The organism is Streptomyces sp. NPDC055506, from assembly GCF_053643595.1.
On sequence record NZ_JBSHKH010000034.1, the window covers coordinates 40,610 to 66,709 of the forward strand.

Annotated in this window: 21 protein-coding genes, 3 tRNA genes and 1 pseudogene; 15 read left to right on the forward strand and 10 right to left on the reverse strand. The window is 73.7% G+C overall.

Annotated features, from left to right (window positions below; all coding sequences use genetic code 11):
* Positions 1-14: 14 nt before the first annotated feature.
* Genes ACWIF2_RS15760 through ACWIF2_RS15775 form a run of 4 tightly spaced genes read left to right on the forward strand, consistent with a single transcriptional unit; the run spans position 15 to position 2,536 of the window.
* Positions 15-920, forward strand: a complete 906-nt coding sequence (locus ACWIF2_RS15760; protein ID WP_454360913.1) for a hypothetical protein — start codon at positions 15-17, stop codon at positions 918-920.
* Positions 917-1,138, forward strand: a complete 222-nt coding sequence (locus tag ACWIF2_RS15765; RefSeq protein ID WP_454360867.1) for a Trm112 family protein — start codon at positions 917-919, stop codon at positions 1,136-1,138. The genes ACWIF2_RS15760 and ACWIF2_RS15765 overlap by 4 nt, the downstream gene beginning before the upstream one ends.
* Entirely contained in the window at positions 1,135-1,962 is an 828-nt protein-coding gene (locus ACWIF2_RS15770) for an FkbM family methyltransferase (protein ID WP_454360869.1), read from the forward strand. The genes ACWIF2_RS15765 and ACWIF2_RS15770 overlap by 4 nt, the downstream gene beginning before the upstream one ends.
* Positions 1,928-2,536 carry a hypothetical protein gene (locus ACWIF2_RS15775; RefSeq protein WP_454360871.1) on the forward strand — a complete coding sequence of 203 codons (609 nt, stop codon included), beginning with the start codon at positions 1,928-1,930 and terminating at the stop codon, positions 2,534-2,536. Before ACWIF2_RS15770 ends, ACWIF2_RS15775 begins: the two co-directional genes overlap by 35 nt.
* Here the strand turns inward: ACWIF2_RS15775 and ACWIF2_RS15780 are convergent.
* Positions 2,527-3,909 carry an MFS transporter gene (locus ACWIF2_RS15780; RefSeq protein ID WP_454360873.1) on the reverse strand — a complete coding sequence of 461 codons (1,383 nt, stop codon included), beginning with the start codon at positions 3,907-3,909 and terminating at the stop codon, positions 2,527-2,529. The genes ACWIF2_RS15775 and ACWIF2_RS15780 overlap by 10 nt on opposite strands.
* Positions 3,910-3,968: 59 nt before the next feature.
* The gene (locus ACWIF2_RS15785) at positions 3,969-4,853 is read right to left on the reverse strand and encodes an ATP-grasp domain-containing protein (RefSeq protein WP_454360875.1); all 885 of its coding nucleotides are present in this window, start codon (positions 4,851-4,853) and stop codon (positions 3,969-3,971) included.
* Positions 4,854-5,017: 164 nt separating this feature from the next.
* Between ACWIF2_RS15785 and ACWIF2_RS15790 the strand changes: the two genes are divergently transcribed.
* Entirely contained in the window at positions 5,018-6,100 is a 1,083-nt protein-coding gene (locus tag ACWIF2_RS15790) for a MerR family transcriptional regulator (RefSeq protein ID WP_454360877.1), read from the forward strand.
* A gap of 9 nt (positions 6,101-6,109) precedes the next feature.
* On the opposite strand, the gene ACWIF2_RS15795 is transcribed toward ACWIF2_RS15790, so the two are convergent.
* Positions 6,110-6,817 (reverse strand): FadR/GntR family transcriptional regulator, encoded by a 708-nt coding sequence (locus ACWIF2_RS15795; RefSeq protein WP_454360879.1) that lies wholly within the window; start codon positions 6,815-6,817, stop codon positions 6,110-6,112.
* 208 nt (positions 6,818-7,025) lie between these two features.
* On the opposite strand from ACWIF2_RS15795, the gene ACWIF2_RS15800 reads away from it, so the two are divergent.
* From ACWIF2_RS15800 to ACWIF2_RS15835, 8 genes are all read left to right on the forward strand, one after another.
* The gene (locus tag ACWIF2_RS15800) at positions 7,026-8,354 is read left to right on the forward strand and encodes an SLC13 family permease (RefSeq protein WP_454360881.1); all 1,329 of its coding nucleotides are present in this window, start codon (positions 7,026-7,028) and stop codon (positions 8,352-8,354) included.
* Between the two features lie 55 nt (positions 8,355-8,409).
* A complete protein-coding gene (locus ACWIF2_RS15805) occupies positions 8,410-9,855 on the forward strand; it encodes an acyl-CoA synthetase (RefSeq protein WP_454360883.1) in 1,446 nt (481 codons plus the stop codon).
* Positions 9,848-11,188 (forward strand): carboxyl transferase domain-containing protein, encoded by a 1,341-nt coding sequence (locus ACWIF2_RS15810; RefSeq protein WP_454360885.1) that lies wholly within the window; start codon positions 9,848-9,850, stop codon positions 11,186-11,188. The genes ACWIF2_RS15805 and ACWIF2_RS15810 overlap by 8 nt, the downstream gene beginning before the upstream one ends.
* An 80-nt stretch (positions 11,189-11,268) precedes the next feature.
* Positions 11,269-11,652, forward strand: a complete 384-nt coding sequence (locus ACWIF2_RS15815) for a CU044_2847 family protein (RefSeq protein WP_454360887.1) — start codon at positions 11,269-11,271, stop codon at positions 11,650-11,652.
* Positions 11,649-13,373, forward strand: coding sequence for a VMAP-C domain-containing protein (locus tag ACWIF2_RS15820; RefSeq protein ID WP_454360889.1), 1,725 nt, complete (start codon positions 11,649-11,651; stop codon positions 13,371-13,373). Before ACWIF2_RS15815 ends, ACWIF2_RS15820 begins: the two co-directional genes overlap by 4 nt.
* A 70-nt stretch (positions 13,374-13,443) precedes the next feature.
* Positions 13,444-14,487 carry an AAA family ATPase gene (locus ACWIF2_RS15825; protein ID WP_454360891.1) on the forward strand — a complete coding sequence of 348 codons (1,044 nt, stop codon included), beginning with the start codon at positions 13,444-13,446 and terminating at the stop codon, positions 14,485-14,487.
* Positions 14,477-18,985, forward strand: coding sequence for an SAV_2336 N-terminal domain-related protein (locus ACWIF2_RS15830; protein ID WP_454360893.1), 4,509 nt, complete (start codon positions 14,477-14,479; stop codon positions 18,983-18,985). The genes ACWIF2_RS15825 and ACWIF2_RS15830 overlap by 11 nt, the downstream gene beginning before the upstream one ends.
* Before the next feature lie 142 nt (positions 18,986-19,127).
* Positions 19,128-20,165: a rod shape-determining protein gene (locus ACWIF2_RS15835; protein WP_454360895.1), complete on the forward strand. Its 1,038-nt coding sequence runs from the start codon at positions 19,128-19,130 to the stop codon at positions 20,163-20,165.
* Positions 20,166-20,186: 21 nt separating this feature from the next.
* Here the strand turns inward: ACWIF2_RS15835 and ACWIF2_RS15840 are convergent, their stop codons facing one another.
* Positions 20,187-21,140, reverse strand: a complete 954-nt coding sequence (locus tag ACWIF2_RS15840; RefSeq protein ID WP_454360897.1) for an anti-sigma factor RsbA family regulatory protein — start codon at positions 21,138-21,140, stop codon at positions 20,187-20,189.
* Positions 21,137-21,487, reverse strand: a complete 351-nt coding sequence (locus tag ACWIF2_RS15845) for an STAS domain-containing protein (protein WP_184592308.1) — start codon at positions 21,485-21,487, stop codon at positions 21,137-21,139. Before ACWIF2_RS15845 ends, ACWIF2_RS15840 begins: the two co-directional genes overlap by 4 nt.
* Before the next feature lie 192 nt (positions 21,488-21,679).
* Here ACWIF2_RS15845 and ACWIF2_RS15850 point away from each other — a divergent pair, with 192 nt between their 5' ends.
* Together ACWIF2_RS15850 and uppS are read left to right on the forward strand one after the other, a co-directional pair.
* Positions 21,680-22,357 (forward strand): ANTAR domain-containing protein, encoded by a 678-nt coding sequence (locus ACWIF2_RS15850; protein WP_454360899.1) that lies wholly within the window; start codon positions 21,680-21,682, stop codon positions 22,355-22,357.
* A gap of 513 nt (positions 22,358-22,870) precedes the next feature.
* Complete coding sequence (gene uppS / locus ACWIF2_RS15855) at positions 22,871-24,616, forward strand: polyprenyl diphosphate synthase (RefSeq protein WP_454360901.1); 1,746 nt, start codon at positions 22,871-22,873, stop codon at positions 24,614-24,616.
* A 178-nt stretch (positions 24,617-24,794) separates the two neighbouring features.
* Here the strand turns inward: uppS and ACWIF2_RS15860 are convergent, their stop codons facing one another.
* The 5 genes and pseudogenes from ACWIF2_RS15860 to ACWIF2_RS15880 all read right to left on the reverse strand — a co-directional run bounded on the left by ACWIF2_RS15860 (position 24,795) and on the right by ACWIF2_RS15880 (position 26,100).
* The gene (locus tag ACWIF2_RS15860) at positions 24,795-25,286 is read right to left on the reverse strand and encodes a DUF2975 domain-containing protein (protein ID WP_454360903.1); all 492 of its coding nucleotides are present in this window, start codon (positions 25,284-25,286) and stop codon (positions 24,795-24,797) included.
* A gap of 86 nt (positions 25,287-25,372) precedes the next feature.
* Positions 25,373-25,477: pseudogene (locus tag ACWIF2_RS15865) on the reverse strand (IS5/IS1182 family transposase); the annotation flags it as partial.
* 216 nt (positions 25,478-25,693) lie between these two features.
* A tRNA-Ile gene (locus ACWIF2_RS15870) sits at positions 25,694-25,770 on the reverse strand.
* Positions 25,771-25,960: 190 nt separating this feature from the next.
* Positions 25,961-26,033: transfer RNA gene (locus ACWIF2_RS15875), tRNA-Asn, on the reverse strand.
* 8 nt (positions 26,034-26,041) lie between these two features.
* Positions 26,042-26,100: transfer RNA gene (locus ACWIF2_RS15880), tRNA-Asn, on the reverse strand.

Below are 26,100 nucleotides of genomic sequence, written 5' to 3' on the forward strand. Positions count from 1 at the left end.
CCATGTGGTGGGGAGTGGCCGCGGCCCTGCTGGCGAACGTCCTGTACAGCACCGGATTCGTCCTGGAGAAGCGCGCGCTCGCCGCCCTGCCGGAAGTAACGATCCGGCAGCCCGCCCGGCTGCTGCGCCTGGTGCTCGGCAGCCCGCTGTGGATCGGCGGTTCGCTCTCGCTCGCGGCCGGGTTCGCCGCCCAGCTCGCCGTGTACCGGACGCTGCCGATCGCCGCCGCGCAGGGCATCTTCGTCTCCGGCCTGGTGCTGCTGGTGCTGCTGTCGGCGCGGCTGCTCGGCGAGGAGACGACCGGCCGGGAGCGGTACGCGCTGGGCGCGATCCTGCTCGCGCTGCTGATGGTGGTGCTGTCCCTGCGCGAGGGCTCGGACTCGGTCAGCCAGGAGGCGCCCTACCCGCTGATCCTGCTGGTGTGCGTGCCGTCACTGGCGGCCGGGGTGTGGCTGTACGGCTCCGCCGAGCGGCGCACCCGCAACCGGCACCGGCGCCCGACGACCGGCGTCGAGTACGGCGTGGCCGTGGGCCTGCTGTACGGCGTCAGCTCGCTGGCCATCAAGGGCGTGTCGAGCCATCTGACGACCAGCGGGATCGGCGGCGCGGTCCTGGACCTGCTGGCCTCCCCGTATCCGTATCTGCTGCTGTTCACCGGCGTGTTCGGCCTGGTGATGTCGCAGGCGGCGCTGCAGCGCTGCCGGGCCTCGCTGATCGTGCCGGTGTGCACGACCGTGACCTGCCTGTTCACGGCGGTGCTCGGCACGCTGTCGTTCGGCGAGGCGCTGCCGGACGAGCCACTGCGGCTCGCGCTGCGGGTGGCGGGCACCACCCTGGCCGTCGCCGTACTGCTGACCATGCCCAAACACGACTCCGCTCCCCAGGAGCCCGCCCCAGCCAAGGAGTTGGCATCCCCATGAAACCCGACGACCCGCTGCTGAAGATCCTGGCGTGCCCGCTCGACAAGGGCCCGCTGCATCTGCTGGCCGAGGATGCCGAGCAGGAGGAGGCCCTGTACAACCCGCGGCTGCGCCGCCGCTATCCGATCCTCGACGGCATTCCGCAGCTGCTGCCGTCCTCGGGCGAGCAGGTGCCGGACGACGAGCACGAGGAACTCCTCAAGAGGATGGCACCGTGACCAGCCTGGCGGCCCGCCTCGCTCCCCTCCTGCCCACCCGGCTGGTGGCCGCGACGGCCCGGGCCCTGTATCCCCGCTTCGAACCGGAGCTGGCCCGGCTCGCCGAGCTGTGCCCGCCGGACTGCGGTACGGCGGTGGACGTCGGCGGCTGGTACGGCCCCTGGACGCACCGGCTGTCCGGCCGCGCCGAGCAGGTCGTGACGATCGAGCCGGTGCCCCATCTGGCCCGGCTGCTGGCCGCCGCCGTCCCGCCGAACGTACGGGTGGTGCGTGCGGCGGCCTCGGACCGCCCGGGTCTCGCCCGCCTGTGGCTGCCGTCGGACGACTCGGGCGACCGGGGCGTGTCCTCGCTGGTCCGCCGTGACATCCACGGCCGGGCGCTGGACGTCCCCTGCGTCACGCTGGACGAACTGGGGCTGCGCGACGTCGGCTTCATCAAGATCGACGTGGACGGCAACGAGCCGGCGGTCCTGCGCGGGGCGACGGGTCTGCTGGCCCGTGACCGGCCGGCCCTGTTCGTGGAGCTGGAGTCCCGCATCCAGCCGATCGCCCCGGTGGTGACCTATCTGGCCCTGCTGGGCTACGACGGCTGGGTGCTGCCGGGCGACACCTGGGTGCCGCTGGCGGACTTCCCGCTGGAGGACCACCAGGCCGACGCCTCCTACGTCGTCTCCCACGGCCTGCTCCGCCGCGTCCTGCCCACCCCCCTGCTCAGGGGCCCGCGCTACGTCAACTCCGTGCTCTTCCTGCCCGACGGCCGCCGCCCCGGAACGGCCCCCGTGGGCGACGATGGTTCCCATGCCCTCCGGAAAGCGCCCCGCTAGCCCCTTCACCCCGCTCGATTTCCAGCTGGTGCTGCTGCGCCGCATGGCCGACCACAACCCCGGCCTGGTGGAGGACGCCCGGCACGAGCTGGGGGTCTCCCTCGCGGACATGCGCGAGGCGAACAAACGCTGGCAGGCGATGATCCGCTCCCCGCGCTCCCGCCCGCCCCTGTCCCGCTACCGCTCGGTCCTCGGTGAAGCGGAGTCTTGGACGCCCCGCCGCATCGGCGACCTGGACTGCGAGGCGTGGCTGTGGCCCGTGCCGCTCTGGCCCGCCCTGCGCTTCGAGGTCCTGGCCGCCCCGAACGGCGCCGTGTGGAACGAGTGGCTGGTCCGCGCGCCGGGCGCCGAGGGCCCCGAGCTGCGCACCCTCGACGATCTCGCCCCCTGGTCGTGCACGGTCGACGAGGCGGCCCGCGTCTTCGCCCCGGCCCGTCCCCTGGAGGGCACGGCACCGACCCGGTGGGGGCTGGCGTTCACGGCGCCGGACGCGGCGGGGGTGCGGCGGGACGTCGTCGCCGAGTTCACCTGGGGGCTGCTGCAGCGGGTGGCCGTCACCGGCCGTCAGGACTGAGAGGGCTCCGGCCTCGGGGCCGCGCTCTTCGCGGGAACGCACCGCCAGGCGAGGCCCGCGGCGGCCAGATAGGCGAGGGCGCCGATGAGCATGCTGGTGCGGATCCCGGTGCCGTAGTCGGTGGCCGAGGCGAGCAGGCTGCCGCCGAGGGCCACGCCGGTGGCGCTGCCGATCTGGCGGGTGGTGTTGAACAGGGCGGAGGCGGCCCCCGAGTACGCCTCGGGGGCGGCGCCCATCACGGTGGTGGTCGAGCCGGTGAGGGCGAAGGACGTACCGAATCCGGCGGCCATCATCGGGGCCACCAGCAGCGCGTAGGCGGGGTCGGCGCCGGCCGCGGCCCAGCCGGCCAGCCCGAGTGCGGCCAGGAGCATGCCGGAGACCACCAGCGGACGGTCGCCGGTGCGGCGGGTCAGCCGGCCCGACAGGACGGAGGCGAACATGGTCATCGCCACCGCCGGGAACAGCGCGAGCCCGGTGCCGAGGGCGCTGAAGCCGCGCTGGTGCTGGAACTCCAGGCTGGCGGTGAACACCATGCCGTAGAAACCGAAGTTGAACAGCAGGCCGATGACGGCGCCGCCGCTCATGGCACGCGACCGCAGCAGGCCGAGGGGCAGCACCGGGGAGCGGGCCAGCCGCTCGCGCAGCGCGAAGGCCGCGGCGGCCAGTACGGCCAGGCCCGCACCGGCGAGCACGGCCGGGTCGGTCCAGCCCCGCCGTCCGGCCTCGTTGAGCGACGCCGTCAGCAGGGCCACCGCCGCCACGACCGCGCACTGCGCCGGCCAGTCCAGGGGCCGGTCGGCACGCCGGGGCGAGCGGCCGACGTGCCGGAGGGTCAGCGCCAGACAGGCCGCGCCGACGGGCAGGTTGATGAGGAACACCCAGCGCCAGCCCGCCGTGGAGACGAGCAGCCCGCCCAGCAGCGGCCCGGCGGAGGCCGCGATGCCCGCCATCGAACCCCACAGCCCGAAGGCCCGCGAGCGTACGGCCTTCTCCGGGTAGGCCTGCTGGAGCAGCGCCAGGGAACCGGGCACGATGAGCGCCGCCCCGAGCCCCTCGGCCAGCCGGGCCGCCACCAGGAAGGGCGCGTCGGGCGCCAGCGCGCACGCGGCCGAGGACAGGGTGAACACCGCGACGCCCGTGCAGAACACCCGCCGGTTGCCCAGCCGGTCCCCCAGCGCACCGCCCGTCAGCAGGAACCCGGCGAAGACCAGGGTGTACCCGTCGGTGATCCACTGGATGCCGGTCAGCGAGGCCGACAGCTCCCGCCCGATCACCGGCACGGCGACGTTGATGACGGTCACGTCCAGGATCACCATGAAGTACCCGGCACACACCGCCAGCAGCGGTGCCCAGGACCGTCGCTCGGAGGGCATGGCCCTACCAGTACACCAAAAGCCTCACTGTGGGATGTATGCCCCACGCGTCGCAGCGATCAGCCGGCGGCTGCGAGCACCGCCTCCACCACCCTCGGCAGCGAATCCGGGTGCAGCCACAGGAACAGATTCGGCTCGATCAGCTCCAGTTCCATCACGCACGGCTCCCCGTCCGGCCCGGTGACGAGGTCCACGCGCGCGTACAGCAGCTCCTGATCACCGGACAGGGGCACCGCGGCCAGGGCCCGCTCGGCGACGGCCCGTTCGGCGGGCGTCGGCTCCCAGGGCTGAAGGTCCGGGTGGGCGATCTTGTCTGCGTCGTACGGGGTTCCCGGCGCGAGGACGGCGCCCTTGCGGCTGGCGTGCAGCAGATGCCCGCCGAAGAACTGCAGGGCCCGCTCGCCGTGGGTGTCGATGCTGGTCAGATAGGGCTGGAGCATGACGGTGAAGCCCTCGGCGTGCATGCGCTCGACCTGGCGCAGGGCCGCGTCGCGCTCTCCGGCCGGGTAGCGGGCGGCGTAGCGGGCGCCGGCGCCGGAGGTGGGCTTCACGACGTACTCGTGGCCGTCGGGCAGGTCGACTGAGTCGCCGGGCGCGAAGTAGCGGGTGGGCACGGCCGGTACTCCGGCCTCCGCGAGCCGGCCCAGGTACCTCTTGTCGGCGTTCCACCGCACGACGTCCACCGGGTTGGCGAGCCGCGTCACCTTCGCGCACCGCTCCGCCCACGCCGTGAACTCCCCGGCCCGCCAGCTGTAGTCCCAGGTGGACCGTATGACGACGAGGCCGAACCCGGCCCAGTCCACCTCGGGGTCGTCCCAGTACACGACGGCGACCTCGGCCCCGGCCTCCCGCAGCGCGTCCGCCAGCACCGGCAGGTCCTGGTCCTTGGTCACCTCGCCGCCGGGGTCGTAGGTGACGAGCGCGATGCGCGGGGTGCCGGCCACGGCGACTCCATTCTCGGGCAAACGATCGATTCCGGAGCAGGCTAACAACGGCCGACGGAACCTCGGCACCCTGTTTGACCTTCACCTTCGGTGAAGCCCCAGCATCGGTGGCGGAACCAAGGAACACGACGAGCGCGACGAGCGCGAGGAAGGCGGGGGGACGCATGGAAATGCTGACGATCGGCGCGTTCGCGAAGGCGTGCCGGCTCTCGCCGAAGGCACTGCGCCTGTACGACGAGCTGGACCTGCTGCGGCCCGCCCGGGTGGACCCGGACACGGGATACCGGTACTACGCGGTGGCCCAGCTGGAGCAGGCCCGGCTGGTGGCGTGGCTGCGGCGGCTGAGCATGCCGCTGGCCGAGATCCGCCGGGTGGGCCGGCTGTGCGCACTCGACTCGACGGCCGCCGCCCGCGAGATCCGCGCCTACTGGGCGCGGGTCGAGGCGGAGACGGCGGTACGGCGGGACCTCGCCGCGTTCCTGGTCGATCACCTGACGACGGACTCGCAAGAGCCAGGAAAGGACACCGCCATGCTGGAACTGCGGTACTCCGCACACTCGGACACCGGACGCGTCCGCCCCGCCAACCAGGACACCGCCTACGCGGGCACCCGGCTGCTCGCCGTCGCCGACGGCTTCGGACCGGCGGGCGCGCCCGCGAGCAGCGCCGCCGTGGCGGCACTGCGCTCCCTGGACACCGACGAGATCCCGGCCGGCGGGGTCCTCAACCTGCTGGAGGACGCGGTACGGGGCGCGGCCCAGGCCGTCCAGGACGTGGCCGACGGCGCCGACGACATCGGCACGACCCTGACCGCCCTGCTGTGGACGGGCTCGCGACTGGCCCTGGTGCACATCGGCGACTCCCGCGCCTATCTGCTGCGCGACGGCGAACTGTTCCTCATCACCCATGACCACACCGTCGTCCAGTCGATGATCGACGAGGGACGCCTGACCGCCGATGAAGCCGTCTCCCACCCCCAGCGGGCCCTGCTCCTGAAGGCCCTGACGGGCGGCGGGACGACGGTGATCCCGGACCTCCGTCTGCACGACGCCCACCCGGGCGACCGCTACCTGCTGTGCTCCGACGGCCTGTCGAGTGTCGTCCCCGAGGACCGCGTACACGACCTGCTCACCTCGCGGACCAGCCCGGACGAGACGGTCCGGGCCCTGGTTGACGCGGCGAACGAGGCGGGCGGCCCGGACAACGTCAGCTGTGTGGTGGCGGACGTGGTGCAGCGGGCGGCCTGACCCGGGCCGCTACTCCTCCTCGCCCGGCTCCCAGTCCAGCAGCCGCACCTTCGCCACCGTGCGGACATGGCGGCGCATGGCCGTGGCCGCCTGGCGGGGCTGCCGCGCGGCGATCGCGTCGAGGATGGCCCGGTGCTGGGAGAGGGAGCGGGACGGACGGCCGGGCTGGCGGAGCGACTCGGTGCGGCTCTCGGCGATCTGCTCGGCGATGGAGCGCATGAACTCGGCGAGCAGACTGCTGTGGGCCGCCGCCGTCACGGCCGCGTGGAACAGGCGGTCGCCCTCCACGCCGTGACCGCCCGCCTCGATCTCCTCCGTCATGTGGACGAGCGCCGAGCGCATCGCCGCCAGATCGTCCTCCGTGCGCCGCTCGGCGGCCAGTTCGGCGAGCTTCGTCTCCAGCGCCTCCCGGGCCTCCAGGACATCCGGGAGGCGCCTGCGGCGTTCGACCATCCGCTCCACGGGCTCGGTGTCGAGACTGTCCCGCACGAGGTACGTACCGCCCCCGTGCCGGGCCTCCACCAGGCCCTGGACCTCCAGCACCACGATCGCCTGCTTCACCGAGGCTCGGCTGACCCCGAGCCGCTGCGCGAGATCACGCTCGGGCGGCAGCCGGTCGCCGGCGCGCAGCCCGCCCTCGGCGACGTACTGGCGCAGCCGCTCCAGCACCTGTTCGTAGAGGCGCTGTTTCGTCATGGGGCGCAGGGCGTCGGTCACGGAGTCCCCCTCTCGCCGGGAGCGTAGCACCGGGCCTGTCGCATTCACCCGACCCAGTGGCCAAGTGGCTGAACCAATTATCGCCCGACCCCTTGACGGGCGCCCGGGCCGCACCCACGCTTTCAGCCAACGCACCTCAAGTGGTTCAGCCACTCGGCCACTCCCAGGTGCTCCCAAGCCGCTCCGGGGCCCAACGACGGGAGCCCGTATGTCCCCCGAACTCATCTCGATCCTCGTCCTCGTCGTGGTGTTCGTCATCGCCACCACCCGTTCCGTCAACATGGGCGCGCTCGCCTTCGCCGCGGCCTTCGGGGTGGGCGGGCTCGTCGCCGACCTCGACGCGGACGGCATCTTCGCCGGCTTCCCCGGTGACCTGTTCGTCGTCCTGGTCGGTGTCACGTACCTCTTCGCGATCGCCCGCGCCAACGGCACCACCGACTGGCTGGTGCACGCCGCCGTCCGGCTCGTGCGGGGGCGGGTGGCGCTCATCCCCTGGGTGATGTTCGCGCTGACCGGCGCGCTCACGGCGATCGGCGCGGTCAGCCCGGCCGCGGTCGCGATCGTCGCCCCGATCGCCCTGAGCTTCGCCACGCGCTACGGGATCAGCCCGCTCCTGATGGGCGCGATGGTCGTACACGGCGCCCAGGCCGGCGGCTTCTCCCCGATCAGCATCTACGGCTCGATCGTCAACGGCATCGTCGAGCGCGAGAAACTCCCGGGCAACGAACTCGTCCTCTTCTTGGCGTCGCTGGCGGCGAATTTGGTGATCGCCGGGGTGGTGTTCGTGGTGTGCGGCGGTCTGAGGCTGGGAGCAGACCCAGCTGCGGGCAATCGTGCCGCTAGGGCGGCACCCGTCCCACAGAAAGCGGCACCTCGCCCCGCCGAGCTGCGGACCCACCCCGCCCCAGCCGCCCCCACCCTGAGCCCCGAAGAAACCTCCCTTACCCCACCCCGCATCGCCACCCTCACCTCCCTCCTGGCCCTGGTCGTCGCCGTCCTCGTCTTCGACCTGGACGCAGGCCTCACCGCGATCACCCTCGCAGTCATCCTCAGCACGCTGTGGCCCGAAGACAGCCGCAAGGCCACAACCCAGATCGCCTGGCCCACCGTCCTCCTCATCTGCGGCGTACTGACCTACGTAGGCGTCCTCGACGAGATGGGCACCATCACCTGGGCCGGCGAGGGAGTCGGCGGCATCGGAATCCCCCTCCTCGCCGCCCTCCTGCTCTGCTACATCGGCGCTCTGGTCTCCGCCTTCGCCTCCTCCGTGGGAATCATGGGCGCGCTGATCCCCCTGGCCGTCCCCTTCCTGGAACGAGGCGAGATCGGGGCCATCGGCATGGTCGCCGCACTCGCCGTATCGGCGACCGTCGTGGACGTCAGCCCGTTCTCCACGAACGGCGCCCTGGTGCTGGCCGCCGCGCCGGACGTCGACCGCGAGCGTTTCTTCCGGCAGCTGATGGTGTACGGAGGAATCGTGGTGGCGGTCGTACCGGCCGCGGCATGGCTGGTGATGGTCGTCCCCGGCTGGGGATAGCCGGCCGATGCCCCAGCAGAAGACAGACAGGCACAACAGCTAAGGAGACGGACGCGTGACCCCTCTCTTCCCGGCCCTGACCGAGGCCCCGGCCGACCGCCCCGCTCTCCGGTTCGGTGAGCGCTCGCTGACGTACGGAGAACTCGCCGCCGCGGCCGGCGCCCTCGCCGCACGCATCGGCGAGGCCAGGCGGGTCGCCGTCTGGGCGACGCCCACGATGGAGACCGCCGTCGCCGTCGTCGCAGCCCTGCTGGCCGGCGTCCCCGCCGTGCCGCTCAACCCGAAGTCGGGCGGGAAGGAGCTCGGCCACATCCTGTCGGACAGCGCCCCCGACCTGGTGCTCACCGCCCCGGAGGACCAACTCCCCTCCCCCGTGGAGGATCTGCCCCGGCTCGACGTGGACGTGCACGCCACCGGCCCTGCCCCCCAGGAGCAAGCCGATGAGTCCGACCCGGCCCTGATCGTCTACACCTCCGGCACCACCGGCCCGCCCAAGGGCGCCGTCATCCCGCGCCGGGCGATCTCCTCGACCCTGGACGCGCTGGCCGACGCCTGGCAGTGGAGCGGCGACGACGTCCTCGTCCACGGACTGCCGCTGTTCCACGTGCACGGCCTGGTGCTGGGCACGCTCGGACCGCTGCGGCGCGGCGGGTCGGTCCGGCACCTGGGCCGGTTCAGCACCCAGGGGGTGACCCGTGAGCTGGCCGGGGGCGCGACCATGCTGTTCGGTGTGCCGACGATGTACCACCGGATCGCGGAGGCGGTGACCGGTGACCCGGATCTGGTGAAGGCACTGACCGGGGCGCGGCTGCTGGTCTCCGGTTCGGCCGCGCTGCCCGTGCACGACCACGGTCGGATCGCGACCGCGACCGGACGGCGGGTGATCGAGCGCTACGGCATGACGGAGACGCTGATGAACACCAGCGTGCGTGCCGACGGCGAGGCCCGCCCGGGCACGGTCGGCGTGCCGCTGCCGGGTGTGGAGCTGCGGCTGGTCGAGGAGGACGGCTCGGAGGTCGGCGCGTACGACGGGGAGACCGTCGGCGAGATCCAGGTGCGCGGGCCGAACCTGTTCACCGAGTACCTCAACCGGCCCGACGCCACCGCCGCCGCCTTCACCGCCGACGGCTGGTTCCGCACCGGCGACATGGCGGTGCGCGACCCCGACGGCTATGTGCGGATCGTCGGCCGCAAGGCCACCGACCTGATCAAGAGCGGCGGTTACAAGATCGGGGCGGGTGAGATCGAGAACGCGCTCCTGGAACACCCGGGAGTGCGGGAGGCCGCGGTCACCGGGGAGCCGGACCCCGACCTGGGCGAGCGGATCGTGGCGTGGATCGTGCCCGCTGACCCCGAGTCGCCGCCCGCCCTGGCCGAGTTGGCCGACCATGTGGCCGAGCGCCTCGCACCGCACAAGCGCCCCCGGGTCGTCCACCACCTGAACGCGCTGCCCCGCAACGACATGGGGAAGATCATGAAGCGGGCGCTGACCCATGAGTGACCGGCACTCGGCGCGCGAGATCGTCGCCCTCGTCGCCGACGACTTCACCTTCGCCGAACTCCCCGCGTCCATAAGGGACCCCAGGCCGGACGGCCCGCTCGGATGGCCGGGCTACGACGCCTCCCGCGCCCGTGCCGCCGAACGCACCGGCGAGCAGGAGTCCGTGGTCTGCGGCACCGCCCGGATCGGCGGCGCCCGGGCCGTGCTGATCGCGTTCGAGTTCGGCTTCCTCGGCGGCTCCCTGGGACAGCGCACCGGGGACCGGCTGGAGGCGGCGTACACGTACGCCCGTGAGCACCGCCTCCCGGTCGTGCCGCTGGTCGCCACCGGCGGCAGCCGGATGCAGGAGGGCATGCTCGCGCTGACCCAGCTCCAGCGGGTGGCCCGCCAGTCGGCGCTCACCAGGGAGGCCGGTCTTGCCCAGGTCGCGGTGGTGCGCGACCCGACGACCGGTGGCGGCTGGGCCACCCTGGGCGCGGGCGCCGACGTGGTCCTCGCGCTGCCCGGGGCGCAGATCGGCTTCGCCGGCTCCCGGGTGCGGCCGGCTGACGCGGACCCGGCGGCGTACACGGCCGAGGCGCAGCTGGCGGCGGGCGCGGTGGACGCGGTCGTACGTCCGGAGGAGCTGCGTGAGGCGCTGGGGCGGTGGCTGCCGCTGCTGACGTCCCCGTCCGGTACGCCCGCCCCGCCGCCGGAACCGCTGGGCGACAGCGCGGGCCTGCCCGGCACCGGCTGGGACGCCGTCCGGCGCGCCCGCTCGCCCCGGCGGCCGCGCGCCGCCGCCTATCTGGACGCCTACTTCACCCATCGGGTCGCGATCAGCGGCGACCGCTGCGGCGGCACCGACCCGGACGGGATGCTGTGCGGGTTCGGTGAGCACCGGGGCCGTACGGTCGCCTACGCGGCGCAGACCGGGACCGCGACCCGTCCCGCCGGCTACCGCACCGCCGCCCGGCTGATCCGGCTCGCGGACCGGCTGGGCATTCCGGTGCTGACCCTCGTCGACACCCCGGGCGCGGCCAACGACGCGGAGGCGGAGCGGCAGGGCGCGGGCGCGGCGATCGCCGACCTGTTCGTGGCGGTGGCGGGCGCCCGTACGCCGGTGACGACCCTGGTGATCGGCGAGGGCGGCTCCGGCGGCGCGCTGGCCCTGGCGGCGCCCGGCAACACCTGGGCCACGCCCGACAGTTACTTCTCGGTGATCGCCCCGGAGCTCGCGGCGGCCATCCTCAAGCGGCCGCCGCGCGAGGTGGAGCCGACGGCGGACCAGCTCCGCATCAGGCCGCAGGATCTGGTGGAGCTGGGGGTGATCCGGGGGACCGTGGGACCGTAGATCCGGTGGATGCCCCACGTGACATCAAGTACCGTCCGTCACAATGAAAATGCTCAGTGCAGTGGGACGACGGGGGTGCCGTGGACGGGTTGGTCGAATTCAGGACCGGTGACGGTGCCGTGGTCGCGGTCGAGGGGGTGGAGGAGCGGTCCGGCTCCCGCCTGGTCTCCCGCGGCGACGGTACGGTCCAGGCGACCCGCACCTTCGAAGGTGCCCTGGACGGGGTGCGCGCCGCCGCCGAGTCCGCGCTGCGCGTCTTCCGGGACGGCTCGCTGAAGCCCGACGGCGTGGAGATCGAGTTCGGGGTGAAACTGTCCGCCGAGACGGGCGCGTTCATCGCCAAGGGGACCGCCGAGGGCCATCTGGTGGTCAAGCTGTCCTGGTCCCCGTCCGCGCCGGAGGCCGGTGCGCAGGGGGCCGGTGCGCAGGGGGCCGGTGCTCGGGAGGCCGGCGCCGCGTCATGAACAGCGCCGTGGGCAGCGCCCTGGAGACCACCCTGAACAGCGCCGAGTGGCACGCCCGGATCGAATTACACGGCCGGGTGGCCGGAGCGGGCTTCCTGGTCACCCCCAGCACGGTGCTGACCTGCGCCCATGTCGTGCGGGACGGCGACGGCCTGACGGTGACCTTCACGGAGCGGCCCGGCTCCCCGGCCGTGCCCGCCCGGGTCGTCGCGCACGGCGGCTGGACCGGCTCCGGCACCGACCTCGGTGACCTCGCCGTGCTGGAACTGGACCGGGAGATGCCCATCGCCCCGGCCGCGCTCGCGCCCGTCGACGCCGCGCACGGCACGAGCCCCCGCAAGCTCGTCGTCTACGGCTTCCCGGCCGGCTTCGACGAGGGCACCCTCGCCGAATACCGCGTCACCGCAACCCAGTTGATCAAACGGGAGTGGCTCCAGCTGGAGGCCTGGCACCTGGGAGGCCAGCCCCTGGCCCCCGGCTTCAGCGGGGCCGCCGTCACCCTGGCCGACACCGGCGAGGTCGTCGGCATGGTCACGGCGGCGGCCGGCGGCCGGGACGTGCGCAACGGCCGGATGATGCCCACCCAGGTCATGGCCCGCTACTGGCCCGGCCTGCAGAGCCTCGTCCCCACCTCGGACCACGCCGGTGCCGACCGGGCCCGGCTGCGCGCCCTGGTCGAGAAGGCGGCCCGCGCGGGCGTGGACTGCGACCCGGCCCGGCTCTACACCGCGGCCGCCGACCCGTTCGACCCGCCGCCGCCCGAGGAGGGGTTCGACTCGCTGTGGTCGGCGGCCCTGTTCGTGCTGTGCGAACTCGACGGCCCGGGCGCCGCGCGGACCGTGTCCCGGTTCGCCGACCGGCTCGAAGCCCTGCTGCACACCCCGGCGGTGGAGCCGTCGGCGCCCGACTGGTCGCCCATCCTCGTGGAACTGGGGCACAGCGGAGCGGGCGACGGCCTGGTCCGGGTCGAGGTGTCCGCGTACAGCGAGGGGCGACGGCACCCGGTGGACTCCGGCACGGTCGAAGAGCACCGGCTGCACGCCTACGTACGGGACCGCATCGAGGCGGCCTTCCGGTATCTGACGCCCGGCGCCGACGAGTTGGTCGCGTTCGCGCTGCCCCGGGACTGGCTGGACTGGCCCGTCGACCTCTGGGAGAGCGCCCCCGACGACGCGACCCCACTCGGCTGCGTCTACCCGCTGGTCGTCACCGACCACGCCCGGCGCAAGGCCAGCACCCGGCATGTCCTGACCCGGGCCTGGAAGCGCCTGGACTCCCTGCCGGGCGCGCGGATGCACCGTGTGGAGTGCGGCGGCCCGGAGGAGCCCGGGCGGCTGCGGATGCGGATGCGGCGGCCGGACGCCTGCCTCGCCGGGTTCGGCACCGCCCCGGCCGCCTCCCGTACCCGGCCGCACTTCGACACCTCGCTCACCGCGCCGGCCCCGGTCATCGTGTGGTCGCGCGGCGGCTGCGACTCGGGGCAGGAGGAGTGCGCGGGAGCGGACGGCTGCACGGGCAAGGCCTTCCTCGACGCGCTCGACGCCTGTGTGACGGCCGTACCGCCCGCCGAACTCCCGCGCCACATCCTGGCCCTGCGCGAGGAGGCCGAGGCGGAGGAGGACCACTGGGCCCACGGCATCCAGCTGCTCTGGGACGACCCACGCGTCTTCACCGACCCGCACGCGGCCGTCGCCGCGCACGCGGGGTCGCCGGTGTCCTGACCCACCCGGACGCGGTCCGGGGCGCCTTGAGAAACACCAGCACGAAAACGGAGAGCGGAGACCACCCCCCATGCCGCACTGGTCGGTCTACACCGGCAGGAACGAGCCGCACGACGGCATCGACCACCTCCCCGACCCACCGCCCTGGCGCGCTTTCGACGGCGGGCCCGCCCTGCCACCGCCCGACGACACCGACGACGCGACGGCCGTCTCGCCCGACCGTGTGCACCGGGCCAAGTCGTACGTGGCCACCCCGGAGAGCGTCCGGCTCGTCAACGCCGCGCTCTGTCTGCGCCGCCCCCTGCTCGTCACCGGCCCGCCCGGCACGGGCAAGTCCTCACTGGCGTACGCGGTGGCGCGCGAGCTGCGCCTCGGCCCGGTGCTGCGCTGGAACATCACCAGCCGCAGCTCGCTGGCCGACGGCCTCTACCAGTACGACCCGCTGTCCCGGCTGTACGCGGCCCGGGAGCGGCAGGACCGGCAGGAGCAGGACCGGCAGGGGCGGGGCCGGCCGGCCGCCGGCGACGTCGAGGACCATCTGCGCCTGGGCCCGCTCGGCACGGCCCTGCTCCCCTACGGCCGGCCCCGGGCCCTGCTCGTCGACGAGATCGACAAGAGCGACCTCGACCTGCCCAACGACCTGCTGAACGTCCTGGAGGAGGGCCAGTACGAGATCCCCGAACTGGTCCGCGCCGCCCGCCACTCGGACGACGGGGCGGCCGAGGTCCTGGCCGACGGCACGGACACCCCGGTCGCCGTCCACCGCGGCCGGGTCCGCTGCCGCGCCTTCCCCTTCGTCGTACTGACCAGCAACGGCGAACGCGAGTTCCCGCCGGCCTTCCTGCGCCGCTGCGTCCGGCTGAAGCTGCGCCGCCCCGACCGGGACCAGCTCACCGACATCGTCCGCGCCCACCTCGACACCCCGGACGCCGCAGCGGACCGTCTGATCACCCGCTTCCTTGAGCGGGCCAACGGCGGCGAACTCGCCACCGACCAGCTCCTGAACGCCCTCTACCTCACCGGAGTCTCCGGCCTGGACGCCGAGTCCCGCGACGACCTCGCCGAGCAACTGATGCCGTACCTCAGCGCGACGGCCGACGGCGATGGATTCTGAGCACGAGGGGGAGCGCCCTCGGGCGGACCGGGCAGGCGCTCGCGGCGCGGGCCGCGTCCCCCCGGCCGCCGCGCTGTCGGCCGACGACGCCGACTCGGGCGCCCCCGGTGACGGCCTGTCGGCGACCAGCCGCCGCGCGGCCGGGGCTCGACACGGGCTCACGGGTCGCGCGGCGAGGCAGTCCCCGGTCGCCCGCCTGGCCGCGGCCCTGTCCGCCGCGGGTGGGTCACCGACGCCCCGGGAGCTCGCGGAACTGCTGTGGCTGGCGGGCCGGCTGGAGGCGGACGAGCCGTCCGCGCGGGAGCCCCGGACCGTCGGTCTCGCCACTCCGGAAGGGACAGCCGAGGCCCGCGCGCCCGAGGGCGACACCCCACCCGCCCCCGTACCACCACGTTTCCCGGAGCCGCCACCGACGGCCCCGGCACCCACGCCCGACCACCGGGTCCCGCTGCGCCTGCCCGCCCCGCGCTCCCCGGGCCCCGCACCGGGGGACGGAGCAGGCGGCGGTTCCCCCCTCCTCGCCCCCGCACCCCCGATGCTGCCCCACCCCCTCGCACTCCAGCGCGCCCTGCGCCCGCTGCAGCGCAAGGTGCCCTCCCCACACCTGCGAGTGCTGGACGAACGGGCCACGGCCGACCGGATCGCCCGGCTAGGCGCCCACCCCGACGTGTGGCTCCCGGTACTGCGCCCGGCCCCCGACCGCTGGCTGCGGCTGAACCTCGTACACGACACAGGCCCCACCATGCCGGTCTGGCGCCCCCTGGTGAGCGAACTGCACACCGCCCTCGCCCAGTCGGGCATCTTCCGTACCGTCACCCTGCATCCGGCCACCCCGGACGGCCGGGCCCGCCAGGTCCCCGTCCTCGACGACGGCCGTACGGTCACCCTCGTCATCAGCGACTGCATGGGCCCGCAGTGGCGCCCGGGCGAGGCGGGCGACCGCTGGTACCGCACCCTGCGCCGCTGGGCCCGCCATATGCCGCTCGCCGTGGTCCAGCCCCTGCCGGAACACCTCTGGCCCACCACGGCACTGCCCGCCGAACCGGGCCTGCTGACCGCCCCGTCCACGGCGGCGCCCTCGGCGGCACTCGCCTTCACCCCGTACGAGGCCACGCCGCCCCCCGACCGGGCCCTGCCCCTGCCGGTCCTGGAACCGGGCGCCCCCTGGCTCGCCCACTGGGCGGCCCTGGTCGCCGACCCGGGCGGCGTTCGCACCCCGGGCGCGGCGGCCTGGCTGCCGCCCGCCCCCGCACCGCCCGCCGAACCGGCCCCCGACCTCGCATCGGCGTCCCCGGAGGACCTGGTGCTGCGCTTCCGCGCGACCGCGTCCCCCGAGGCCTTCCGCCTCGCCGGGCATCTCGCCCTGGCGGTCCCCTCGGTGCCCGTGATGCGCCTCGTCCAGCGCACCGTGGACCGCGACCCGCACCCCCGGCACCTCGCCGAGGTGATCCTCAGCGGCATGCTCGCCGCGGCCCCCGGCCCGCCCGGCTCCTATGAATTCCGTCCCGGCGTAAGGGAGTTGCTGCTGCGCTCCCTGCCCCGCACGGCCCGTGGCCGGACCCGGGAGTTCCTCGAGCGCGTCGGCGGCCTGATCGACGAACGGGCGGGGCTCGCGGCCGGGGAGTTCCGGGCCGAGACGGACGGCGGACAGCACAGCTCGGGGCCCGCGTTCGCGACGGTGCGCGAGGAGACGGTACGGCGGCTCGGCGGGGAGGGGCAGCCGGAGCCGCTGTTCGCGGGGCGGTACCGGCTGATCGGGCGGCGGGGGTGGAGCGGCCGCGTGTCCAAGGCCGTGGACGTCCGCACGGACCAGCAGGTCGTCGTACGCCGATATCGCGACCAGCCCGCCCCGCACGAGCGGTTCCTGAGGGAGGCACGAGCGCTCGCCGAGCTGGAGCATCCGCATCTGGTGCGAGTGCTCGACTTCGGGGTGGAGGACGACGCGCCTTACCTGGTGACGGAGTTCGTGGACGGCCTGTCGCTGGCCGAAGTGCTCTCGGGTATCACCTTCCGGACGATCGCCCGCCTGGTGAGCCAGGGCGTGGCCGGCCTCGAGGCCCTCCACGACCACGGTCTGGTGCGGGGGGAGAGCGGGCCTGCGGGGCTGATGCTGCGGCCCGACGGCACCGTGCTGCTCAGCCGGTTCGCGTTGGGCGAGGAGTCCCGCGGCAAGGACCCCGAGTCGGACGTCGCCGAGTTCCGCTGGCTGCTCAGGCAGCTGACCGCGGGCATGTCGGTGCCGGTCCAGCACGGACGCCTGCTCGACCTGATCGACAAGCACCGCCTGTCCGAAGCCGCCGACCACGCCGCTCTCCTGCTCGCGACGGCCCCGTGGCCGCCGCCGCGCCACGTCACCCTGCTCGGCCCGCTGCGCATCAGCGACGGCACGGACGACATCGAGCCCCCCTCACCGCACGCCCAGGCCCTGCTGTGCATGCTGCTCCTCGACCACGGACGGCGCGTGACGCACCAGGTGCTGGCCAGAGGCTTGTGGGAGGAGCTCCCGCCGGAGAGCGAGGCCGCCGACCGCCTCGAGCGCCTGGCGGAGGAGGTGCGGCAGGTCCTGCCCCGCGGCGCGCTCCTCTCGTTCTCGCGCTCGTACGCCCTGTACCTGCCGGACGTGTACGTCGACGCGCTCCACTGCGAGGAACTCCTCGGCGACCCGCTGCGCGGCCCCGCAGAGCTCCGGCACGCCCTCGACCACTGGTACGGCGACCCCCTCGACGGCATCCCCGGCCCCGCCGCCGCGGCCACCCGGGACCGACTGCGCGCCCTCAGGCTGGAGCTCGAGACCACGCTGGCCGAACTGGACCGGAGGTCGTCCGAAGAGGCCGCCGGCCCCACGATCCTCTTCGAGGCCGACGACCTCACCGGCCACCCCGAGGCCCGCATCACCCTCGAGTACGCGGTGCACGAGATGCTCTCCCGCGGCGCCCTCGCCACCCACCGGTTCGACGTCCGGGTCCGCGGCAACGGCTACGTCGTCCACACCGAGCCCGGCACCTACGTCCTCCCCGTGCTGGTCGCGGTCCTGCGCGGGCTCCCCGAGGTCCTGACCGGGCTCGTGGACCCGCCGCCCCTCACCGTGACGTTCTGGGACCGGCCCACGCCCCCGGCGGTGACACCGCCCGTTCCCGCCGACATCCAGGTGGTCGTCTCCCCGGACGTATACGAGCAGTTCGCCGGCAGCTCGGCGGCCCAGGGACCCCAGCGCTTCCAGCCCCTCTACCAAGGCGGCGCCACCGACACCCCGCCCGTCGCCTGGTACTGCCCGCTGTCCCCCGCCACGGCCCCCGAGCCCGAGGCCCGCGACCTGGTGGAGGGCCCCTTCATCACGCAGGACCTGCGCCGGCTCGGCATACCGGCCCCGGGCCGCACGGCCGTCGTCCACACCCAGCCGGACGGCCCGCTGACCCTCCTCAACCCCGCCCGGCCGCACGGCACCCGGCCGCCGCGGCACGTGACGTACTACGAGGTGGACCTCACCACGCACCAGTCCCACCACCGGGTCTCCCTGCCGAGCTCCGGCAAGGGCGCCTTCGCCGCCGCTGTCGAGCTGTCCTGGCACGTGGACGACCCGGTCGCCTTCGTCCGCGGCGAGGTCGCCCGGGTGTCCGAGCCGCTGCTCGACCATCTGCTGGAGGAGGCGGCCCGGATCACCCGACGGCATCCGCTGCGCCGGGCGGGCGCGGCCCAGCGCGCGGTCAACGCCGGGCTGCGCCGGTGGCCCGTGCCGGGGCTTTCGGTGACGGCGTCGGTGCAGCTGGCCCCGGAAGGGGCGGCCCTGCCCGGACCGCAGGGGGCAGCTCCCCCGGAACGGCCGTTGTCCCGTCTCCTCGACGAGGCCGAGACGGTGCTCCTCGGCTTCGACGGGCCCATGGCCCGCCTGTTCTCGGCGACCACCGCCGCGCAGGCCGCGTTCGAGCTGCTCGCCCTCGTCGACGAGCACCGCGATCCGCGGGACGCGCTGCCCGGCGCGGTGCGGGACACGTTCACGCATCCCCTGGACGTGCTGCGGGCCTTCGCACGGGACCGGCTCGGCCCGCTCCTGCGCGAACGCCTCGACGCCCGCGAACTGGAGGCGGTCCCCGACGCGCCCACCACCCACAACTCCGTGCCGCTGGTGCGCGCCCTGCACGACCTCGGCCGCCGCGTGAGCGTGGTGTCGGACGTCGGCGCACCGGCCGTCCACCGCTATCTGGAGCCCTACGGTCTGCCCCTTGCGGGCATCCACGGCCGCGGCGAGGACCTCACCCTGCTGACCCCGCACCCCGACTGTCTGCTGCGCGCGATGCACTCCTCCGGCGGCGCCGCCGCGACCGGCGTACTGATCGGCTCCACGGTCGCCGAACTCACCGCGGCCCAGCAGGCAGGCCTGCGCTTCATCGGCCTCGCCCGCAACGCCACCGCCGCCCGGCAACTCCGCGAGGCGGGCTGCGACACCACGGTCACGTCCCTGGCCCCCCTGCTGGACGCCGCGCGCTCGCTCCAGCCCTAGGGTCCGTCTGGCCGAACCCCCCGTTCGGCGGCGCCCCACCCGGCCCCCTTGGAAAGGCGGCTTCGGTCCCTCCCGCGCACGATGCGAGGGAGGCCCGCCGTCTGGCGGCCCTCCACGGTCTGTGCTCTCGGGAGGACCTGCCATGACCGCCAGTCTGGAGCAGTTGCGCCGCTGCCACTTCGCCGTCGACCTGGGTGCGGCCCGCACCCGCGTCTACGTCAAGGGCGCCGGGCTCGTCGTCGACCAGCCGTCCGCCGCCGCCGTGAACACCCGCACCGGCGCCCTGATCGCGGTCGGCGAGCTCGCCGAGAAGATGACGGGCCGTACGCCGCACTACATCCGGGTGGTACGGCCGGTCTCCGGCGGCACGGTCATCGACATCGAGATGGCCCAGCGCATGCTGCGGCACCTGCTCGGCGACAAGATGCGCCGAAGCCTGCGCCGCAAGCCGATCCTGCGCGCCGCGGCCTGCACCCCGCACGACGCCGACCCGCTGGCCCAGCGCGCCGCGATCGAGACCCTGGTCGGTCTCGGGGCCCGCCGGGTGGAACTGGTCGACACGCTGATCGCCGCCGCCGTCGGCTGCGGGCTGCCCGTGGAGCAGCCCGAGGCCACGATGATCATGGTGTGCGGGGCGGCGGCCACCCAGGTGGCCGTGCTGTCCCTCGGCGCGATCGTCACCGCCGAGCGCATCCCGGTGGGCGGCGAGGCCGTCGACCACGCGATCGTGCAGCACCTGCGTCACGAGCACGAGCTGATGCTGCCCAGCCAGTCGGTGCGGCCGTTGCAGCTGGCCCTGTCCGGCAACGGCCTCACCCCGCACGGCCCGGCCTCGACGGAGATCCACGGCCGGGACGTCGCCACCGGCCTGGCCCGCTCGGTCCTGGTCGACACCGCCGCCGTACGGGACGCCATCCAGACGCCGCTCACCGCCATCCTCGACGGCATCGGCAAGGTGCTCCGGGACTGCCCGCCCGACCTGGTCGCCGACCTCGCCGACCGGGGGATCATGATGGTCGGCGGCAGCGCCCTGCTGCCGGGCCTGGACGAGATGCTGCGCGAGGCGACCGGCATGCCCGTGCGCATCGCCGAGCGCCCTGACGTGTGCGCCGTACAGGGCCTCGGCGCCATGCTGGAGGGCAAGATCGAGCCGCTGGCGCTGGATCCGCTGGGGGCCTGAGCCGCCCGGGGGGCGAGGCCCTCAGCGGGCGAACCAGCAGCGCACCGTCGTCCCGCCGTCGCTCCGGTGCACCCGCACCAGGTCGGCGATCAGGTTGACCAGCAGGATCCCGCGCCCGCCGCGCTGGTCGCGGGGGACGGGCCGGCGCCCGGCCAGGATGTCCGCGAGCCGCCCCTCGTCGCGCACCTCGCACACCACGTAGCCGTCCTCGGTCCACATCCGCAGCACACCCGAGCCACCGCCGTGCACCACGCTGTTCGTGGTGAGCTCGGCCGTGGCGAGAGCCAGGTCGTCCAGCTTGACGCCGGTGAGACCGTGCCGCGCCGCCTCCCCGACGGCCGCGTGCCGGGCCGGGGCGAGCGATTCGGAGTCGAAGGGGAACGTGAGCGCGTCCGGCACGGGCGGCAGCGGCTCGTTGTAGCGGTCGACGACGGCCCAGGGCGCGTACGCCTCGCTGTCCTGCTCCGCCCGGGACCCGGAGGGGATGACGGTGGGGTGGGTGGCGTACGCGTCGGCGAGGACGTGCTCGGGGAGCCGCTCGACGTCGTACGGACACAGGATGGTCGCCGTACGGCCCCGGAAGGCCGCGTTGATGAGCGCCTCGTGCTGGACGCAGGCGGGGTACTCGGTGGCGGAGCGACCGGCCCAGATGGGCTCGCCGATGATCCGCACCCGGCGGCCGGACGGCTGGGTGTCGGCGAACGCGCGTAGCACGCCCGGGATGATCCGGCCCGGATTGCGCCCGGCCTCCAGCATGTCCAAGAGCTTCACGCTGCCCGCGGCCTCGCCCAGGGCATCCCGGATCAGCGCGAGGTTCTTGCCGGGCACCGCGACCGCCACGGGCTCGCCGGCCGCCAGGCCGTCGCGCACGAAGGGCACGGTGACGTCGAGGTACTCCTGCTCGTCCCGGTAGAAGAGCGCGGGGTGGACGAAGGGGTCGAGGGGCCCGAAGGGCTCGGTGACGGCAGTGGTCATGACGTCGACACCTCGATTCCCGCCTGGTCGGGCCAGAGCAGATCCAGCGTCCGGCGCAGGGCCGGCGGCGGCCGGCGAACGACGAACCTGCGGCCGTCCCTGAGCTGCCCGGCCGCGGCCGCGAGCGCACCGGCGCCCGCGACGTCGACGAACGTCACGTCGGAGAGCTCCAGGTAATACACGTCCTCATCCTCGCGAACAGCCTGCTCAAGTACGCCTTCCCAGATCGCACGGGTCGTCAGGCCGACTTCTCCCGCCGCCCGGACTCCCTGCCGCCCGGCCAGCGGAAACACCGCCAGACCCGGCACGCGGGGGCCGGCGGCCGGCACCTGATATCGAGTGTTCAAGCCCCTCTCCCCACGCTTTGGTCCACAGCGCTCGTACCCGTCCGGGAAAAGCTCATTCCCCCGAACCGGGTGTAGTACGCCGTAAGGCGGGCAGGCGCACCTGACACCGACGTCCACCCGGGGGGGCGACGTGATCGTTGCACAGTCCGGCTGGGACCGATGACGACCGACGAGGACCGACAAGGCGGTGACATGACGTCAGCGGCATCACCACACCTCACAGGAGGGTTGAACACCCTGGTCATCAGTGGCCGCGTCGACGCGGACCGCGCCGAGCTCACGCCGCGTGGTGAGCTCGTTCACGGCTGTGCGGACATCCTGGCCAGAACCCTGGCCGAGCTGCCGGCCACGATCACCCGGGTGGACCTGGACATGGGGGGCGTGCGCTTCATGGACACGGCCGGACTGCAGTTCCTGGACGCCCTGGCGGACTACAGCCGGGCGCGTGCGACGGCGGTGACGACCACGAACTGGAACGGCCAGCCGCGCCGGATCCTGGAACTGGCGGGCCTGGACACCTCCGATCCGCTGCGCACCGTGCCCCGCGCCCCCGCCCCGGCCGCCTCCTCGGCGGTCGCCCTGGAACGCGCGGAGCGCCTGCACCTCCTCCAGTCGGAGGTCGAGCAGCTCCGCCAGGCCATCGCCTCCCGCCCGGTCATCGACCAGGCCCGCGGCATCCTCATGGCCACCCACGGCTGCACCTCCGACCAGGCCTGGCACATCCTCCGGGAGACGTCCCAGCTCTCCAACACCAAGCTCCGCGACGTGGCCGCCGCGGTCACGGCCAGCGCGGAACCCGAAGGCCCGCCTCCGCCCCCCGAACTCCGCGCGGCCCTGAACAGGGCCCTCGCCCGCCGCCACCAGAGCTGAGCCACCGGGCCCGGGTCCGCCCCTGGAGCCACCGGACGCATCCACTCGGGACCGCCCGGGCCGCCACCACGCCGAGTACCACCCTGGAGCCACCGGAACCGTCCGCTCAGGGCCACCCGGGCCGCCACCACAGCCGAACTCCCGGTCCGGGCACGCCCCTGGAGTCGCCGGAACCGTCTCCCCGCGGTCACCCGGGCACGACTCGGGGCGGCGACCGCCCGGCTCCGCGGAGCCGCCCGGCGGCGGATCGGAGCAGTGAGGCGAGTGACGCGCCCCGGACCCGGGCGGCCCCGTGGGCCCTTGCCGGAGAGCGCCCTGACCCTGCCGCCGCCTGCCGGCGGTGCCACCCGCGGGAGCGAACGCCCCACCGGCGACGCACCACCGACCACCCCGGCCCCACTCGCGGCAACCCACTTGATCAGCGCAATACCTGGACGTACCGCTCTCGTTGTCAGCGATGTGCCTCCCGCGACCCCAGCCCCGGAAGACCGACGCACGAGCACCGCGCGGACGGTGATCGGCGACGACCCGGCACTGCGGGCGGCCTACCGGCTGTGCCGGCTCCGGACCAAACGGCAGGACCCCGCGGAGTACGCCCTGATCCAGCTGGTGCCCGCCCCGCTGCGCCCGGCGCTGCACGCCCTGTGGGCCGCCGCCAACGCCCTCGACGACCTGGGCGACGACCGCACCGCCCCCGCCGCCGAACGGGCCGCCCGCGTCGCGGAGTGGATCACCGCCCTGCACCGCGAACTGCCCACCGGCACCAGCCCGGACCCCGTCCGCCACGCCCTCGTACACACCGCGGCCCGCTGGCGCCTGGACCTGTCCGAACTGAACGCGGCCATGACCCAGGTCCAGGACGACACCCGCGGCAGGCACTTCACCGACTGGACAGAATGGCGCACCTGGGGCCGGGACAACCTGCTGCCCTGGTTCGGCCAGGTCCGCACGGTCTTCGACCGGGCCGGCGTACCCGTGGCGCTCCGGCTGGACACCCGGGAGACCTACGAGGAGTTCCTCGACGGCGTCCGGCTCACGGACATCCTCACCGACCTGTCCGCCGACCTCGCCCAGGGCGACCTCCTGCTGCCCGGCGAGGCCCTCGCCAACCACCCCGGGTCCGCCGCCGACTTGGCGCACCGCCGCTGGAGCCCCGCCGTAGCCGCCCTGATCGCACACCTGACCGGCCTGGCCCGCCGGTGGGTGACCCAGGAGAGTCTCAGCCGCGGCATGCACCCCGGCCCCGCCACCGTCCTGGACACGATGGCGGCCCTGCTGCGCGCCCAGCTCGACGCCATCGACACCGCCGGGCCGGCCCTGCTCAAGGCCCCGCCCCGGCCCGCGCTCCTCACCCGCGCCCGGATCCTCGCCCCCGCCCGGGCCCGCGCGGCCCTGGCCTGGAGCCTGACCCCCCTGACGGTGCCGCCCGCACACCAGCCGGCCCACGGCGGACGCCCCGCCCTCACCCGCCCGGCGCACACCACGGCCTTCCGCCCTCCGCCGCCCCACCCCAGCGGCGAGCGGCCACCGGAGATCCCGCCCGCCCAGCTGCCCGCCCACGTCGCCGTGATCATGGACGGCAACGGCCGCTGGGCCGAGCAGCGGGCCCTCCCCCGGCACGAGGGTCACCGGGCCGGAGCGACCGCCGTCCGCGAGGTGGTCCACGGCGCCCTGGACATCGGCCTGCGGCACCTGACCCTCTACACCTTCTCCACCGAGAACTGGCACCGTGACGCCGAGGAGGTCGACGCGATCCTCGACCTCCTGTGCCGTGAACTGGCCGACGACCCCTTCCGCGACCTCGACGTCCGGCTGGGCTGGCACGGCCGCGCCGGCCGCCTGCCGCCCGACCTGGTCGACCTCCTCCACCTCCGGGAGCGCACCACCCGCACCCGCACGGGCCTGACGCTGACGATGTGCATCGACTACGGCGGCCGGGACGAGATCACCCGAACGGCCGCCGCCCTGGCCCGCCGTACCCGGGCCGGCCACCTGGATCCGGACCTGATCACCGAGGACGACTTCGCACGGCACCTGCCCCGCCCGGACCTGCCGGACGTGGACCTGCTCTGGCGCACGGGCGGAGAACACCGCGTCTCCAACTTCCTGCCGTGGCACACGGCCTACGCCGAACTGCACTTCACCTCGGGCCTCTGGCCCGACACCGACCGACGCGACCTCTGGCAGGCCGTCAGCACCTACACCCGCCGCCAACGCCGCCACGGCACGACTCCGGCCACCGCGGGCCCGCCGGAGTAACACGACGACGTATTGCGGTCCGCAGGCCGGATGGTCCGCTCTGCACCTCGTGGACAGCGTCGTCGGCGTGTTTGTCGGCTCGGTGGCCCGGTCCAAGTGGCCCATGGTGGCCCCGCCCGCGACCTGGACCGCCTGCCGAGCGACGGCGGACTGCCCGGTATGGGGAACCCGATCGGTGTCAGATCACCTCGTCCAGCTCGTCCCGCATCTGCACCGCTTCGGCGTCGCGCGCGACGGCCTGGGCGAGCAGCATCCGCAGCACGAGCACGATGAGCGCGACCCCGAGGATGGCCACGCCGACCCCGCCCATGATGACGGTGACGCCCGGGTCGTCCCGCTGGCCCGGCGCATTGAGGATCGTGACCGCGAACCACACGAGGGCAGCCGTCACGATCGCGCCGATCACGAGGTCCACGTACCGGAAGGCGGCGTGGGAGAACACGGTTCCGCGTCGCACCATCGTCACCAGCCGCCATACGCAGACCAGGGCGACCTGGACCGACACCATGCCCAGGATCGTGATCACTCGCAGCGGGGTCAGTGGGAGCGATCCGTCCTCCGGGTCGTTCCCACTGACCAACGCCCACACCATCAATGCCTGTACGAACACGGTGCCGACGAGCACCACCGCGAGCACGGCACGCAGCGCACTCACTGTCAGCTTTCCCACGGCCCATCCTCCCATCGAGTCACGATGGGAATCTATCGAAATTCGATAGATGAAGCAAGGGCTGGAGCAGCGAGTGAGCGCTTGTGCCAGCCCTTCATGCGGGCGAAGGTGTGCTCGACGCGCGCCCGAACTCGCCTGTGGGAGCGGTTGTGTTCCTCCTTCCGCGCCGGGAGTTCCTTGCCCCTGGCACGGCAGGTCATGGTGTGGCCGACGGCGCCCCAAGCGCGTTGTTGAACCTCTCCTTGCCAAGAGAAGGGGTCAATGGCCTTGATATGAGAACTCGGGGTCTCGCGCTGCGAAGAAATCGCACGGGGCTTCGGTGTGGCGCCCGTGTGGCGAACGCCGCCACGGTAATCTCACGGTACTGACCTTTCTCCAGGTCAGATCGTTCCTGCACCAATGGTGCTTGGTGGGGCGGGTGGGACTCGAACCCACGGCCGACGGATTATGAGTCCGCTGCTCTAACCGGCTGAGCTACCGCCCCATAGCGGCGTGTCGCGTACATGTGTGCGCGCCGTCTGCCGCAGCATAGCCGCTCATACGATCTCCTGCTTCGGATGGTCGGCTTCGCACGGCCTTCGTGACCATGAGGACTGCGCCGGGCTCCGCGCGGTTCCCAGAAGATCGGAACAGACATGAAAAAGGACCCCTGAGAGGGGTCCTCGTTCACCATGCTCCCCCGACTGGACTCGAACCAGTAACCTGCCGGTTAACAGCCGGCTGCTCTGCCAATTGAGCTACGGAGGACCGAGCTCCCCGGACTGGACTCGAACCAGTAACCTGCCGGTTAACAGCCGGCTGCTCTGCCAATTGA

Bases quoted from the DNA above. Each gene is read 5' to 3' on its own strand.
- ACWIF2_RS15765 (WP_454360867.1), top strand. From the start codon at position 917: ATGAAACCCGACGACCCGCTGCTGAAGATCCTGGCGTGCCCGCTCGAC.
- ACWIF2_RS15775 (WP_454360871.1), top strand. From the start codon at position 1,928: ATGGTTCCCATGCCCTCCGGAAAGCGCCCCGCTAGCCCCTTCACCCCG.
- ACWIF2_RS15780 (WP_454360873.1), bottom strand. From the start codon at position 3,909: ATGCCCTCCGAGCGACGGTCCTGGGCACCGCTGCTGGCGGTGTGTGCC.
- ACWIF2_RS15790 (WP_454360877.1), top strand. From the start codon at position 5,018: ATGGAAATGCTGACGATCGGCGCGTTCGCGAAGGCGTGCCGGCTCTCG.
- ACWIF2_RS15800 (WP_454360881.1), top strand. From the start codon at position 7,026: ATGTCCCCCGAACTCATCTCGATCCTCGTCCTCGTCGTGGTGTTCGTC.
- ACWIF2_RS15810 (WP_454360885.1), top strand. From the start codon at position 9,848: ATGAGTGACCGGCACTCGGCGCGCGAGATCGTCGCCCTCGTCGCCGAC.
- ACWIF2_RS15820 (WP_454360889.1), top strand. From the start codon at position 11,649: ATGAACAGCGCCGTGGGCAGCGCCCTGGAGACCACCCTGAACAGCGCC.
- ACWIF2_RS15825 (WP_454360891.1), top strand. From the start codon at position 13,444: ATGCCGCACTGGTCGGTCTACACCGGCAGGAACGAGCCGCACGACGGC.
- ACWIF2_RS15830 (WP_454360893.1), top strand. From the start codon at position 14,477: ATGGATTCTGAGCACGAGGGGGAGCGCCCTCGGGCGGACCGGGCAGGC.
- ACWIF2_RS15835 (WP_454360895.1), top strand. From the start codon at position 19,128: ATGACCGCCAGTCTGGAGCAGTTGCGCCGCTGCCACTTCGCCGTCGAC.
- ACWIF2_RS15840 (WP_454360897.1), bottom strand. From the start codon at position 21,140: ATGACCACTGCCGTCACCGAGCCCTTCGGGCCCCTCGACCCCTTCGTC.
- ACWIF2_RS15850 (WP_454360899.1), top strand. From the start codon at position 21,680: ATGACGTCAGCGGCATCACCACACCTCACAGGAGGGTTGAACACCCTG.